The organism is Aeromonas hydrophila subsp. hydrophila ATCC 7966, from assembly GCF_000014805.1.
Taxonomy (GTDB): Bacteria; Pseudomonadota; Gammaproteobacteria; order Enterobacterales; family Aeromonadaceae; genus Aeromonas; species Aeromonas hydrophila.
The window spans coordinates 954600-968081 of sequence record NC_008570.1; the positions used below are offsets into that span (position 1 = coordinate 954600).

Sequence of the window (13482 nt, forward strand, 5' to 3'; positions counted from 1 at the left end):
GCAAAAAGGGCCATTCGGCCCTTTTTTCATAAATCTGTTATCCCACGTTCAACCAAGTGTCACCCCGCCGCCCTAGTCTGCTCCAAGACTTCAGGGAAGGAGGGGTTATGAACAAGATCCAGCAATGGGACCTGCAGGTGTGCCGTGTCTGCCTGCTGCACGCCTACAACCGGCCACAGGCCAGGATCAGCCGGCTCATCTCCCGTACCGGTGATGGCCCGCTCTACGCCGTGCTGGCGGCCCTGCTCTGGTGGCAGGGGGAGGCCGAGCGCGAGCTGGTGAAGCTGGCGCTGCTTGCCTTCGCCTTTGAGCTGCCGCTCTACCTGCTGCTGAAAAATCTGCTCAAGCGCCAGCGCCCGGTGGGGCTGCCGGTCTTCATCACCCCTTCCGATCGCTACAGCCTGCCCTCCGGTCACACCGCCGCCGCCTTCCTGATGGCAACCGTGCTGGCCGCCAGCTTCCCGCTCTGGGCCCCCTTGCTGTTTGTCTGGGCCGCGCTGGTGGGGGCGTCCCGTCTGCTACTCGGGGTGCACTATCTGAGCGATCTGGTGGCCGGCGCCCTGCTCGGCGGCGGCTGCGCCCTGCTGGCGCTCGGCTGGGGCCAATGATGAGGATCCTGTTCGGGGTACAGGGCACCGGCAACGGTCATATCAGCCGCAGTCGTACCCTGGCGCGGGCGCTGCGAGCCCGTGGTCTGGAGGTGGACTATCTGTTCAGCGGCCGCCCCGCGGACGGCTACTTCGAGATGGCCGAATTCGGCGATTATCGTGCCTTTCCCGGCATCACCTTCGTCAGCCACGAGGGAGCCATCTCGGGCTGGCGAACCCTCAAGGGGCTCTCGCCGCTGCGCTTCTGGCGCGACATGCGGGCACTCGACTGCCGCGATTACGATCTCGTCATCAGTGATTTCGAGCCGATCAGCGCCCACGCCGCCCGTCGCTGGGGCAAGCCGAGTCTTACCATCAGCCACCAGGCGAGCTTCGACTGGCCCATTCCACGCTGGGGGGAGAGCGGTTTCAATCGTCAGCTGATGCACCACTTCGCACCGGTGCGCCAGGCGCTCGGGTTGCACTGGTTTCACTTCGGCCAGCCCTTGCTGCCACCCATCATAGACGCCATCCCGCCTGCGCCCGACAATCAGCAGATTCTGGTCTACCTGCCGTTTGAGCAGACCGAGGCGATCGCTGCGCTGCTGTCGCGCTTCAACCAGCAGCGCTTCGTCTGCTTTCATCCGGCCATTCGCAACGCCAGCCAGTGGCGCAACATAGCGTTCGAACCGCAGGCGAGGGAGGGGTTCAAGCAGATGTTGGCCGGCTGTCGCGGGGTCATCACCAACGGTGGCTTCGAGCTCGCCTCGGAGGCGCTCTCCCTTGGCAAGAAGCTGCTGGTCAAGCCGCTGGGGGGCCAGTTCGAGCAGCTGACCAACAGCAAGACCCTGGAGCTGATGGGGCTGGCTCGGCTGATGGATGCGCTCGATGCCAACGCGGTGCGGGCCTGGCTGGATGCCGCCGCCCCTGGCCAGATTATCTACCCCGATGTGGCCAGCGAGCTGGCGGGCTGGCTGGCGGACGGAGCGCAGGAGAGCGTGCCGGCGCTCTCCCGCCGGCTGTGGGCTCGTACCTTGTTCCCGGAAGAGGTGTGCGATCGGCTGAGCGAACTGGCGGGGGGCAGCCCGCTAAACAGCAGTTGGTTATCGCAAGTGAGCGCCTTTGACTAGACTGAGAGGGATCCCACCAAGGAGAGGACGGACACCATGCGCTTTACCAATGAAAACGGCGATACCATGAATCTGGCGGACAATCTCACCCTGCACGAGCTGCTGGACATGGGGGTCAGTATCTCGGTCTGCGAGGAGACGGATCCGGATCAGCAGATCTGGCTGGCGGAGCCGGAAGAGGATCACTGATCCCCTGCCAGGCTTGCGGGCCCACCCTGGCGGTGGGCTTATTTTTTTCCATTCAGGGCGGCCGTGGCAGCATGATCCGCTGGTCATTCCCCCAACTTCCCCGCATTGTCCCCGCCCTTTTTCTCAAGTCACTGAATGTTAATAGCTGTTTGAAATTTATGACTGTTCTGGTCAGACAAAGCCGTGGACAAGCGTTCACAAGCGGGTTAAGTTGGTTTTTCACCCGCTTTTCGGGTGAATGATGGAAAAAACCTATTTTTCTACTATCGACAGCGCCGAACTCGCCGGGTCCGTATTCAGACAACAACAATGCACGGACTGGCGGTGCCGGGAAGCAGCGGACTGCCGATAGCTTTCGCTTAATGGAGCAAAGCCTGGAGGGCTTTATCATGGAGATGTTATCAGGCGCCCAGATGGTGGTTAGAGCGCTGGAAGATCAGGGAGTTGAGCACGTTTTCGGCTACCCTGGTGGCTCAGTGCTCGACATCTATGACGCTCTCTTTGAAAACGGCAAGATGGAGCATGTCCTGGTGCGGCACGAGCAGGCCGCGGTGCACATGGCGGACGGTTACGCCCGCTCCACCGGCAAGGTGGGCACTGTGCTGGTGACCTCGGGTCCCGGCGCCACCAACTGCATTACGGGGATCGCGACCGCCTACATGGACTCCATCCCCCTGGTGATCCTGTCCGGCCAGGTGCCGACCAGCATGATCGGGGAGGATGCATTCCAGGAGACCGACATGATCGGCATCTCCCGCCCGGTGGTGAAGCACAGCTTCCTGTGCAAGAAGGCCAGCGACATTCCCGACGCCATCAAGAAGGCCTATTACATTGCTGCCAGCGGCCGCCCGGGGCCGGTGGTGGTGGATCTGCCCAAAGACGTGCAGAACCCGAAAGAGAAGTTTCCCTATCAGTATCCCGAGACGGTGTCCCTGCGCTCCTACAATCCGACCAAGTCGGGCCACAAGGGGCAGATCAAGCGGGCCGCCAAGCTGCTGGTGGAGGCCGAGCGCCCGGTGATGTACGTCGGCGGCGGCGCCATCAATGCCAATGCGGATCACCTGGTGACCAAGCTGGCGGAGCTGTTGAACCTGCCGGTGACCACCACCCTGATGGGGTTGGGGGCCTTCTCCGGCACCCATCCGCAATTCATCGGCATGCTGGGCATGCACGGCACCTTCGAAGCAAACAAGACCATGCACAACGCGGATCTGATCTTCGCCGTGGGTGCCCGCTTCGATGACCGCGTCACCAACAACGTGGCCAAGTTCTGTCCCAACGCCACCATAGTTCACATCGACATCGATCCCACCTCCATCTCCAAGACGGTGCAGGCCCACGTGCCCATCGTCGGCTCGGTGGAAACCGTGCTGGAGCAGATGCTGGAAGTGATCCGCGAGTGTGGTTTCGACAACGACAAGCAGGTACTGGCGGACTGGTGGAGCCAGATCGGCCAGTGGCGCTCGCGCAACTGCCTGGCCTACGAGACCCATCCCACACTGATCAAGCCGCAGCAGGTGATCGAGACCCTCTACAAGGTGACCAAGGGGGAGGCGTTCGTGGCCTCCGACGTGGGCCAGCACCAGATGTTTGCCGCCCTCTACTACCCGTTTGCCAAGCCGCGCCAGTGGATCAACTCCGGCGGCCTCGGCACCATGGGGTTCGGCATTCCGGCCGCCATGGGCGCCCAGTTTGCCAACCCGGATGCGGTGGTCTGCTGCGTCACCGGCGACGGTTCGGTGCAGATGAACATTCAGGAGCTCTCTACCTGCATGCAGTACGGGGTGCCCATCAAGATCATCTCCATCAACAACCGGGCGCTGGGCATGGTCAAGCAGTGGCAGAAGATGTTCTACGGCGGTCGTCACAGTCACTCCTACATGGAGTCGCTGCCGGACTTCGTCAAACTGGCGGAAGCCTACGGCCACGTCGGCATCGCGGTGAGCGATCCGGCCGAGCTGGAGAGCGCCATGGAGAAGGCCTTCGCCATGAAGGATCGACTGGTGTTCATGGACATTTCGGTCGACCCGGATGAGCACGTTTATCCGATGCAGATAAAGTTCGGCGCCATGGATGAGATGTGGCTGAGCAAGACGGAGAGAACCTGACGATGGAACATATTATTTCGGTCGTGCTCAAGGAACTCAAGTTTGGTTCCATCAAGGACGAGATGTGGCTGAGCAAGGCGGGGGAAACATCATGAGACATATAATTTCCGTTCTGCTGGAGAACGAATCCGGCGCCCTGAGCCGGGTGGTGGGCCTCTTCTCCCAGCGCGGCTACAACATCGAGACCCTGACGGTGGCCCCCACCGAGGATCCCACCCTGTCGCGCATGACCATCGTCACCATGGGTGACGAGCGGGTGCTGGAGCAGATCCAGAAGCAGTTGCACAAGCTGGTGGACGTGCTCAAGGTGTGCGACTTGAGTGAGGGTGAGCACATCGAGCGGGAGATCGCGCTGGTCAAGGCGCGCGCCGCCGGTGGTGGTCGTGACGAGCTGAAACGGCTGGCGGATATCTTCCGCGGCCAGATCGTCGACGTCACCCCCGAGCTCTACACGGTGCAGCTGGTGGGTACCAGCGACAAGCTGGACGCCTTCATCAAGACGGCCGCCCAGACCAACGAGATCATCGAAGTGGTGCGCTCCGGTGTCTGCGGTATCTCCCGTGCCGACAAGGCGCTGCGCCCCTGAGTAGGTTGCTGGCGGGTTTGTTGTCCAAAGGGGCTCTTCGGAGCCCTTTTTCATGGGCGCAAGGCGTGGCCGAGTCTGTCATTTTCTTTCAAATGATCGGTAAACTATCCACAAAAGCTGTGGAAAAGTCTGTAGATTAGCGGTGGGTCTGACGTTAGTGTGCTGATCTTAAAGAAGTATTTGGATCTGATCTCGGCTGGGGCGCAATTGTGCAATCGACTCTGGCGGGTGTGAGCGTTTGCTTATCCCGCCGCCCTTGCCGGGCTGGCCTCTGAACGAGAATGCGGGATCCGAACTGGATCCTGATTTGATCTCGCGGATCAACATCTGCCTGTCAGCCATAAAAAAAACCCGCCAATTGGCGGGTTTTTGAGGTCTCATGGCTGAGGTCGATTACTCGGCCTGGGCTGCCTGGATACCGGTCAGGGCGATGGTGTAGACGATGTCGTCCACCAGGGCGCCACGGGACAGGTCGTTGACCGGCTTGCGCATGCCTTGCAGCATCGGGCCGATGGAAACCAGATCAGCGGAGCGCTGTACCGCCTTGTAGGTGGTGTTGCCGGTGTTCAGGTCCGGGAACACGAACACGGTGGCTTTACCTGCAACCGGAGAGTTCGGTGCCTTGGACTTGGCCACGTTCTCCATGATGGCCGCATCGTACTGCAGCGGGCCATCGATGATGAGGTCGGGGCGCTTGGCCTTGGCCAGCTCGGTGGCTTCACGCACTTTCTCTACATCGGCGCCGGCGCCGGAGGTGCCGGTGGAGTAGGAGATCATGGCGACGCGTGGCTCGATGCCGAAGGCGGCAGCGGAGTCGGCGGACTGGATGGCGATCTCGGCCAGCTGCTCGGCAGTGGGATCCGGGTTGATCGCGCAGTCACCGTAGACCAGTACCTGGTCCGGCAGCAGCATGAAGAAGATGGAGGAGATCAGGGAAGAGCCCGGAGCGGTCTTGATGATCTGCATCGGCGGACGGATGGTGTTGGCAGTGGTGTGCACCGCGCCGGATACCAGGCCGTCAACTTCATTGCGCTCCAGCATCATGGTACCCAGTACCACGTTGTCTTCCAGCTGTTCGCGGGCAACCACTTCGGTCATGCCCTTGTTCTTGCGCAGCTCGACCAGACGGGCCACATAGCGCTCGCGCACGGCAACCGGATCGATGATCTCGACGCGGTCGGTCAGGACCACGCCCTGCTGTTCGGCAACGCGACGGATCTCTTCCGGGTTGCCCAGCAGGACCGGACGGGCGATGCCGCGCTCGGCACAGATGGCGGCGGCCTTGATGGTCCGCGGCTCTTCCCCTTCCGGCAGCACGACACGCTTGTTGGCCTGACGGGCCAGTTCGGTCAGCTGGTAGCGGAAAGCCGGCGGGCTCAGGCGACGGGAGCGGGTGGACTTGGCGGAGAGAGACTCGATCCAGTGCTTGTCGATGTGGCCGGCTACATAGTCCTGCACCAGCTCGATCCGCTCGCGGTCGTCTTCCGGAATGTCGACGTTGAAGTTCTGCAGGCTGACCGCAGTCTGCCAGGTGTTGGTGCCGGTGATCATGATCGGCAGGCCGGTGGCCATGGCCTGTTGGCACAGCGCCATCACCTGCGGTTCCGGGTGGTAGTTGCCGGTCAGCAGCAGGGCACCCAGCTTGACGCCGTTCATGGCGGACAGGCAGGCGGAGACGATGACGTCGGAGCGGTCGCCGGAAGTGACCAGCAGGCTGCCCGGACGGAAGTGCTCGATCATGTTGTGGATGGAGCGGGCGCAGAAGGTCACGGTCTGCAGGCGACGGCTGTCCAGCTCACCCTTGTGCAGGATCTTGGCGGCCAGATGCTTGGCGAGATCCTTGGCGCGCGGGGCGATCAGCTGGGTATTCCAGGGGATGCAGCCGAGGATGCGCAGCGGGCTCTTGCCGAATACCTGCAGCACTTCCAGGTTATGGGCGGCGTCGGAAGTGTGGTGGTGGGCCTCGAACATCTCGGTCAGGTCGGGGCGGGTCACGCCATGCTCGTCAACCGGTGCACCCACCTTGTTGATGACGCAGCCAACGATACGGGGGTTGTTGACGCCACCGAAGTTGGAGCAGGCCAGCTCGATGCGCTCTTTCAGCTTCTGGCTGGAGTCGTTGCCCGGATGGGTCACGAACACCATGTCTGCATCCAGCGCCTTGGCGACGTCGTAGTTCAGCTTGTTGGCAAACGGCTGCTTGTCGGTCGGCACCATGCCTTCGATGACCAGCACTTCGGCACCGCTGGCCTTCACGTGCTCTTCGAAACGGGCCACGATCTCTTCCAGCAGGATGTCGGTGTTGCTGGAGGTGATCATGTTCTCGGCGTAGGAGAGGGCGAACGGCTCGGGCGGGTTGATGTTGGCAGCGGCGCGGATCACGGCGGTGGAGCGCTCGGTACCGGTTTCACCCGGACGCGGCTGAGCGACCGGTTTGAAGAAGCTGACATTGACACCGTGACGCTCCATGGCGCGAACAACGCCAAGGCTCACGGAAGTTACGCCGACACCAGTGCCGACCGGGATAAGCATAATAGTGCGTGCCACTTTATACCCCTTGTTCATTTTTGGGATCAGGAAAAGGCCGCCCTTGGGCGGCCTTGCTCTACAGCGAAATTATGCGCCAACCAGTTCCAGCGCGTCGTGGGCAATGACCCACTCTTCGTTGGTCGGGATAACCAGGGCTTTGGTGGAACCAGCCTTGGTGATCTCGCCACCCTTGCCGAAACGAGCCTTCAGGTTGGCGTCGTGATCGACGTCGAAGCCCAGCAGACCCAGCTTGTTCAGGGTGATTTCACGGATCGGGGCGGAGTTTTCACCGATACCACCGGTGAAGACCACGGCGTCCAGACGACCGTCCATGGCGGCGGCGTAGGCGCCGATGTACTTGGCCAGGCGATAGCAGTAAACGTCCATGGCACGCTTGGCTTCTTCTTTGCTGTCGTAGTTGTCTTCAACGAAACGGCAGTCGGAAGTTACTTCGGTCAGACCCTGCAGGCCGGACTCTTTGGTCAGCATGGTGTTGATGTCGGCCACGCTCATGCCCAGTTTGTCGTGCAGGAAGAAGATGATGGCCGGATCGATGTCACCGGAACGGGTACCCATCACCAGGCCTTCCAGCGGGGTCAGGCCCATGGAGGTGTCGACGGATTTGCCGTTCTTGATGGCGCAGACGGAACCGCCGTTGCCCAGGTGGCAGTTGATGATGTTCAGCTCTTCCACCGGCTTGTTCAGCTGCTTGGCGGCTTCCAGGCTGATGTAGTAGTGGCTGGTGCCGTGGGCGCCGTAGCGACGGATGCCGTTCTCTTTGTAGAGCTTGTACGGCAGGGCGTACAGGAAGGCTTCTTCCGGCATGCTCTGGTGGAACGCGGTGTCGAACACGGCAACGTTCTTCTCGGCCAGCGCCGGGAACACGCGACGGGCTTCACGGATACCGATCAGGTGAGCCGGGTTGTGCAGCGGCGCGTATGGTACGGCGGCTTCGATGCCGGCGATGACGTCGTCGCAGATGCGCACGGAAGAGGTGAAGCGCTCACCGCCGTGTACCACACGGTGGCCGATGGCGATCAGGTTCTTGGACAGCTCCGGGTTGAGCGGCAGGATCTTGTTGACGATGTAGTCCAGCGCTTCCTGGTGAGCGGCACCGGCGCCCAGATCGGCACTGCCTTTCTCACCGTTCAGTTTCCACTTGATGCGGGCGTCGTCGAGGTTGAAGCACTCGGCCAGGCCGGACAGCAGGTCATCACCGGTGGTTGCGTCAATGACAGCAAACTTCAGGGACGAGCTGCCACAGTTAAGAACAAGAACCAGCTTACTCATGAATAAATCCTATCGCAGATTGGGTTGTGTAGGAGGATGCGTTGGACGAGCCGTGTCCAAAAACTTTCAACTTATCCTTATGAGGGTTGGCAATCTGTTGCTTGCCCCTTGTATAGTGATACAAGACCCGAAATCCAGACGTCCCTGACAGCGCAACGGCAGGCCGTTGGCGCAAAAATTGGGCGTACAAAGGATAACCCGATTGTTGAAAAATAACAAAGTCATCCTCAACCTTTGTTATTGCGCATCAAATATTGTCGTGGTTTTGCCGTTAATACGTTCAAAAAGAGCTCGGAGGTAGTATGAGCATGAACATTTTTGGAACTAAGTTACAGCAAGGCCGTCATTATATGACCCTTTGGCCCCGCCGTCCCGAGCTTAATTCCATGTTCCCGGAGAATCGGGTGATCAAGGCCACCGAGTTCGCCCTCAAGGTCATCCCGGCGCTGGCGGTGCTCAGCGTCATGCTGCAGTTCCAGTTCGGCGAGCTGCACTACTGGCCTTCGGTCATGACCTCGGTGCTGTTTCTGCTCAGCCTGCCGCTGCAGGGCTACTACTGGCTCGGTCAGCGCGCCGATACCCGGCTGCCGCCCTCCCTTGCCAGCTGGTATCGCGAGATCAACGGCAAGATGAACGAGCAGGGCGGTCGTCGCCAACTGGTGGCCCAGCCCAGATACGAAGAGCTGGCCGATACCCTCAACGCCGCCTTCAAGCAGCTGGACAAATCCTTCCTCTACGAGTGAGGCCTGTGGCCCATGACTCGGACCAAGGCGCCTCGCGGCGCCTTTTTCATATCTATCAGGCCGCCAGAACCTTGCGGATCTCCTGAATGGAGAGCTTGTACTGACGCGGGCACTGGCGCCAGACCGTCAGCATGCGCTGGTACTTGTCGCGCATGGCGATGTCGCTGGAGAGCTCGTCGCACGGGCACTTGAGCTCGGGGAATCGCTTGTCCACTTCCAGCAGGAAGCAGACGTAGTCGGCCAGTTCCCGCTCCTGGCTGCGGCTGTAGCCGTTGAACTCCAGCCGGCTGGCATTGATTTCGCCCTGATCGGCCGCTTCCAGGTTGCCCCAGGAGATGGCCAGCGCGTGGTGCAGTTCCAGGGTGTCGATCACCTCCTGGCAGGTGGCCAGATCCAGATGGCCGAAGCTCTTCTCCAGTTCGAGGATCTGCAGGCAGTAGCCGCGCTCGATGATGGTGCTGGCCCGTTGGTAAAACGCCGCCTTCTCCGGATTGAGTTTGGCCAGGATCTCGTACTGGTTGCTCAGGATCAGACGTTCGGTGTGGCTCATGTTCATGGGCTTTTCTCACTGGAAAATGAAACTGGGGCCACGTTAACCCATATATAAGATGAATTTTTTGATCTGGCAGGGGAGGTTGGCGAGATAGCGGGGCGGGAAATCAACGTCGGCCCCGGCTGGTTAATTAAATGTAACGGCCGGCGGCTTGCTTTCTGGCTCGCTGGCGCAACAATAAGGGCGTCATTTGGCCTGTGCCGAAAGACCCGTCACCAAGGCATCCCATCGTGGATGCAAGCCGGCGCCCTTCATGACAAACGAGAACGTCGCCGCCAGTCACTTGCCTGGCAGGCGAGCCGAAGGACCGGGCATCGAGCCTCCTGCCCGCAACGCGAGGCAGGCAACGACATGCGAATAAAAAAAGGGCCTGCACTTGCAGGCCCTTTCCATATGGGTAGTACCGGTATCTGGGGTTCAGCCCTTGAGCAGGTCGAGCACCACCTGATGGTGATCGCTGGTCTTGAACTTGTCGAAGCGATGGTTAATCTTGCCCTCTTCGTCGATGAGGAAGCTCAGCCGGTGGATACCGTCATACTCCTTGCCCATGAACTTCTTCGGGCCCCAGACGCCAAACGCATCGGCCACCGCATGATCTTCATCGGCCAGCAGGCGGAAGTTCAGGTTGTCGCGCTCCTCGAATTTTTTCAGCCGCTTGGCCGGATCCGGGCTGATGCCGAGCACCACCACATTGAGGGCGGCCAGCTCGGCGTTGACGTCGCGCAGGCCGCAAGCCTGGGTGGTGCAGCCCGGGGTCATCGCCTTGGGATAGAAGTAGACGAGCACTTTCTTGCCGCGCAGGTCGGCAAGGCGTACCTGGTTGCCGTCCTGATCGGACAGGGAAAAATCGGGGGCCAGGCTGCCAGCGGATAAAGGTTGCATGGGATCTCCTTGGGTGAGCCGTCAGGCGTGTTTGTGATTGACGATGAATTCGAATGATTCTGCGCCCAGTTCACGACAGAATCCGGCGAAGGCCGTCTGCGAGCCGGCCGCCTCACCTTGCTTGGCCAGATTGAGCTGAAAGCTGGCCTTGAGCAGGTTGAACGGCTGCTGTTCCAGGGTGATGGTCTGCATGGCCTGGATGTCCCAGCCGTGATCGCTGAAGAACTGGGTGCACTGGCTTACGATGCCCGGCTGGTCCCGGATCAGGATCTCGGCGTTGGCGCTGATGTCGTATTGCAGCGACTGGTGGCGTTCGGTGCGCTTCATCATGGTGATGAGGTCCCACTCCTGGCTGCGCAGGGGCAGGCTTATCTCGAGTTGCATCAGGCTGTTCCAGTCACCGGACAGCAGCATGATGAAGGTGAATTCATTGCCGAAGATGCCAAGACGGCTGTCGACAATGTTGCAGCCACACCCACTGACGTGGCGGGTGACCTCATTGACGATGCCAGGCCTGTCCGTGCCGATGGCCGTTACGACCAGGTAATGAGTCATAAATCTTCTCTCGTCCATTAGCGGGTTGCGAATGTGGATGCAGTGGCATAGCCCGAACGGGCTGGCCATGGGCCACTGCCAGCGATCCTGCATGGCAACCTTGTTGAGAATCTCGTTGCAACGAGCACGGTATTGGGGTGTCACGACCAAAGTCCGGCGTGTTCCACCACGGCTCGCGCAGTGCGGTTTTTGCCGGATGGTAACACGGCTTGCCCCTGGCCTCCCTTGTTTTTCCAAGGGGGCAGCTTTACCATAACGCCCCTGAAAATCGGGAGAAATATCCATGTTGCGCGGTAGTATTGTTGCCCTCGTTACCCCCATGCTGGCTTCAGGCGAAGTCGATTGGGCCAGTCTGGCCACTCTGGTCGACTATCATGTCAGCGCCGGGACCAGCGCCATCGTGGCGGTCGGGACCACGGGGGAGTCGGTGACCCTGAGCGAGCAGGAGCACATCGCCGTCGTGGAGAAAACCGTGGCGCTGGCCGCCGGACGCATTCCGGTCATTGCCGGCTGCGGCTCCAACAATACCGCCCATGCCATCGACCTGGCCAAGCGCTTCGCCGAAACCGGCGTGGTGGCGGGTCTCTCGGTCACCCCCTATTACAACAAACCCACCCAGGAAGGCCTCTATCGTCACTATTGTGCGATCGCCGAGGCTAGTGGTCTGCCCCAAATTCTTTATAATGTGCCCGGTCGTACCGGTTGCGATCTCAAACCGGAGACGGTAGCCCGACTGGCCAAGGTGCCCGGTATCATAGGCCTGAAAGAGGCGACCGGGGATCTGAGCCGTACGCCGCTGCTGCGCGAGCTGTGCGGCGCACAATTCGCGCTTTATAGTGGCGATGATGCCAGTGGATGTGATTTCATGCTGCAAGGCGGGGACGGAGTCATTTCGGTCACCACCAATATTGCAGCGGCCCAGATGGCCGACATGTGTCGTGCAGCGCTGGCCGGTGATGCCGGACGAGCGCACGACATCAACAATCGATTGATGCCGTTGCATCAGACTCTGTTCTGCGAACCGAGTCCTATCCCGGTGAAATGGGCCTGTGCCCAGCTGGGATTGATTGCGACGGCCACCTTGCGTCTGCCGCTCACCGACCTCACCCCCGAGGGCGAACAGGCGATGGCGCGAGCACTGACGACTGCGGAGTTGATGGCGAGTGTTTAAAGCAAATGGAAAGGGAAATGCAGTGCGCCTGGTGCTGAGTGTGGCGACCGTTGCCGTGCTGGCAGCCTGTAGCTCACCCCAGGAACGCAAGATGGCCAACCGTGGTTTCGAGTACGAGGATGCCCGCCTTGAAGGCCGTGCGTTTCTGGTGCCGGCCGGGTTGAATACCCCCGCCTTTAACAGCAGTTTCGACATTCCGGCCCTGCCCGAGAGCAGCCGTGACGGTGCGCTGGGTGCCAAGGTTGATGTACGTCCACCCGCCCAGCTGCTGACCGTGGTACCGGGCAGCCAGGTGGTGGCCAATGCTGGCGAACCGACCATGGCTTTCTATGCGCTCAGCACCTCCCAGAGCGTGGAGCGCGATACTTGGGCCTTCCTGATGAACTTCCTCGCCCAGTACAAGGTCACCACCGAGAAGCTGGACCAGCAGGCCGGCGTGCTGCAGACCGGCTGGTTTGACAACACCAAGGCGCTCGACGGCTGGAGTGAAGAGGACGATGACTTCGTCATTCGCCAGCGCTACCAGTTCACCCTGCGCAACGATCCCCAGCGCCACGCCGTCAACATGTCGGTACGGGTGCTGGATCATGAAGAGACCGTCGATGGCGAGACCAGCAAGGAGCTGACCCCGGCGGATGCCCAGCGCTACGCGACCCGGGCCCTCAACCAGTTCTCGCTCTACTACGACAAGCAGCTCAAGTCCCGCGAACAGCACAAGGCCAACGACGGCATGGGGCTGGAACTGGGTCTGGACAACAACGAGCTGAGCGCCTGGATCGTCGATGGTTCGTTTGATCAGGTGTGGCGCCGTCTCAATCAGGTGCTGCCGGCCTACGGTTTCACCATCAAGGATACCCAGCAGTCGCTGGGCTGGATCGACGTGGAGTACGACGAGCCGGGCAGCGAATTCTGGAAGGCCAAGGGCAGCGAGCCGTTCAAGCTGGACGAAGACAAGTATCGCTTCCAGCTTGGCGAGATGGCGGGGGGCAAGACCTCCATCACCCTATTCGACAAGGACAAGAAGCCCGTGTCGTCCGGTGTCATCTCCCAGATGTACATCAGTCTGTCCGAGGCATTCGCCAAGGGTCTGGCTGACCAAGCTGCAAAAACAGAATAGAAACAGGGGCCTTGTGCCCCTGTTTTGTTATGTAAACCCCCC

General features: G+C 60.7%; 13 protein-coding genes. 8 read left to right on the forward strand and 5 right to left on the reverse strand.

Annotation, left to right across the window (positions count from 1 at the left end; genetic code table 11):
• Positions 1 to 107 precede the first annotated feature (107 nt).
• From AHA_RS04460 to ilvN, 5 genes are all read left to right on the forward strand, one after another.
• Positions 108 to 608 (forward strand): phosphatase PAP2 family protein, encoded by a 501-nt coding sequence (locus tag AHA_RS04460; RefSeq protein WP_011704824.1) that lies wholly within the window; start codon positions 108 to 110, stop codon positions 606 to 608.
• Positions 608 to 1717: an MJ1255/VC2487 family glycosyltransferase gene (locus AHA_RS04465; RefSeq protein ID WP_011704825.1), complete on the forward strand. Its 1110-nt coding sequence runs from the start codon at positions 608 to 610 to the stop codon at positions 1715 to 1717. Before AHA_RS04460 ends, AHA_RS04465 begins: the two co-directional genes overlap by 1 nt.
• 36 nt (positions 1718 to 1753) lie before the next feature.
• Positions 1754 to 1906, forward strand: coding sequence for a hypothetical protein (locus AHA_RS21680; protein ID WP_011704826.1), 153 nt, complete (start codon positions 1754 to 1756; stop codon positions 1904 to 1906).
• A gap of 389 nt (positions 1907 to 2295) precedes the next feature.
• On the forward strand, positions 2296 to 4014 hold the full coding sequence (locus AHA_RS04470; RefSeq protein WP_011704827.1) for an acetolactate synthase 3 large subunit: 1719 nt from the start codon (positions 2296 to 2298) through the stop codon (positions 4012 to 4014).
• A 91-nt stretch (positions 4015 to 4105) separates the two neighbouring features.
• Positions 4106 to 4600 carry an acetolactate synthase small subunit gene (gene ilvN, locus AHA_RS04475; protein WP_011704829.1) on the forward strand — a complete coding sequence of 165 codons (495 nt, stop codon included), beginning with the start codon at positions 4106 to 4108 and terminating at the stop codon, positions 4598 to 4600.
• A 393-nt stretch (positions 4601 to 4993) separates the two neighbouring features.
• Here the strand turns inward: ilvN and pta are convergent, their stop codons facing one another.
• Complete coding sequence (pta, locus tag AHA_RS04480; protein ID WP_017410280.1) at positions 4994 to 7165, reverse strand: phosphate acetyltransferase; 2172 nt, start codon at positions 7163 to 7165, stop codon at positions 4994 to 4996.
• A 51-nt stretch (positions 7166 to 7216) separates the two neighbouring features.
• On the reverse strand, positions 7217 to 8419 hold the full coding sequence (locus AHA_RS04485) for an acetate kinase (RefSeq protein ID WP_011704831.1): 1203 nt from the start codon (positions 8417 to 8419) through the stop codon (positions 7217 to 7219).
• 302 nt (positions 8420 to 8721) lie between these two features.
• Between AHA_RS04485 and yfbV the strand changes: the two genes are divergently transcribed.
• On the forward strand, positions 8722 to 9162 hold the full coding sequence (gene yfbV / locus AHA_RS04490) for a terminus macrodomain insulation protein YfbV (protein ID WP_011704832.1): 441 nt from the start codon (positions 8722 to 8724) through the stop codon (positions 9160 to 9162).
• 55 nt (positions 9163 to 9217) lie between these two features.
• On the opposite strand, the gene AHA_RS04495 is transcribed toward yfbV, so the two are convergent.
• The 3 genes from AHA_RS04495 to AHA_RS04505 form a co-directional block, all read right to left on the reverse strand.
• A complete protein-coding gene (locus tag AHA_RS04495) occupies positions 9218 to 9718 on the reverse strand; it encodes a YfbU family protein (RefSeq protein ID WP_011704833.1) in 501 nt (166 codons plus the stop codon).
• Positions 9719 to 10132: 414 nt separating this feature from the next.
• Complete coding sequence (gene bcp, locus AHA_RS04500; RefSeq protein ID WP_011704834.1) at positions 10133 to 10597, reverse strand: thioredoxin-dependent thiol peroxidase; 465 nt, start codon at positions 10595 to 10597, stop codon at positions 10133 to 10135.
• A gap of 21 nt (positions 10598 to 10618) precedes the next feature.
• Positions 10619 to 11152: a glycine cleavage system protein R gene (locus AHA_RS04505; RefSeq protein ID WP_016349586.1), complete on the reverse strand. Its 534-nt coding sequence runs from the start codon at positions 11150 to 11152 to the stop codon at positions 10619 to 10621.
• 283 nt (positions 11153 to 11435) lie between these two features.
• On the opposite strand from AHA_RS04505, the gene dapA reads away from it, so the two are divergent.
• Positions 11436 to 12323, forward strand: coding sequence for a 4-hydroxy-tetrahydrodipicolinate synthase (gene dapA, locus AHA_RS04510; protein ID WP_011704836.1), 888 nt, complete (start codon positions 11436 to 11438; stop codon positions 12321 to 12323).
• Positions 12316 to 13440, forward strand: coding sequence for an outer membrane protein assembly factor BamC (gene bamC / locus AHA_RS04515; protein ID WP_011704837.1), 1125 nt, complete (start codon positions 12316 to 12318; stop codon positions 13438 to 13440). The genes dapA and bamC overlap by 8 nt, the downstream gene beginning before the upstream one ends.
• Positions 13441 to 13482 lie beyond the last annotated feature (42 nt).

Bases quoted from the DNA above. Each gene is read 5' to 3' on its own strand.
- AHA_RS04495 (WP_011704833.1), bottom strand. From the start codon at position 9,718: ATGAACATGAGCCACACCGAACGTCTGATCCTGAGCAACCAGTACGAG.
- ilvN (WP_011704829.1), top strand. From the start codon at position 4,106: ATGAGACATATAATTTCCGTTCTGCTGGAGAACGAATCCGGCGCCCTG.
- dapA (WP_011704836.1), top strand. From the start codon at position 11,436: ATGTTGCGCGGTAGTATTGTTGCCCTCGTTACCCCCATGCTGGCTTCA.
- yfbV (WP_011704832.1), top strand. From the start codon at position 8,722: ATGAGCATGAACATTTTTGGAACTAAGTTACAGCAAGGCCGTCATTAT.
- AHA_RS04460 (WP_011704824.1), top strand. From the start codon at position 108: ATGAACAAGATCCAGCAATGGGACCTGCAGGTGTGCCGTGTCTGCCTG.
- AHA_RS04505 (WP_016349586.1), bottom strand. From the start codon at position 11,152: ATGACTCATTACCTGGTCGTAACGGCCATCGGCACGGACAGGCCTGGC.
- AHA_RS04485 (WP_011704831.1), bottom strand. From the start codon at position 8,419: ATGAGTAAGCTGGTTCTTGTTCTTAACTGTGGCAGCTCGTCCCTGAAG.
- AHA_RS04470 (WP_011704827.1), top strand. From the start codon at position 2,296: ATGGAGATGTTATCAGGCGCCCAGATGGTGGTTAGAGCGCTGGAAGAT.
- bcp (WP_011704834.1), bottom strand. From the start codon at position 10,597: ATGCAACCTTTATCCGCTGGCAGCCTGGCCCCCGATTTTTCCCTGTCC.
- pta (WP_017410280.1), bottom strand. From the start codon at position 7,165: ATGAACAAGGGGTATAAAGTGGCACGCACTATTATGCTTATCCCGGTC.
- AHA_RS21680 (WP_011704826.1), top strand. From the start codon at position 1,754: ATGCGCTTTACCAATGAAAACGGCGATACCATGAATCTGGCGGACAAT.
- AHA_RS04465 (WP_011704825.1), top strand. From the start codon at position 608: ATGAGGATCCTGTTCGGGGTACAGGGCACCGGCAACGGTCATATCAGC.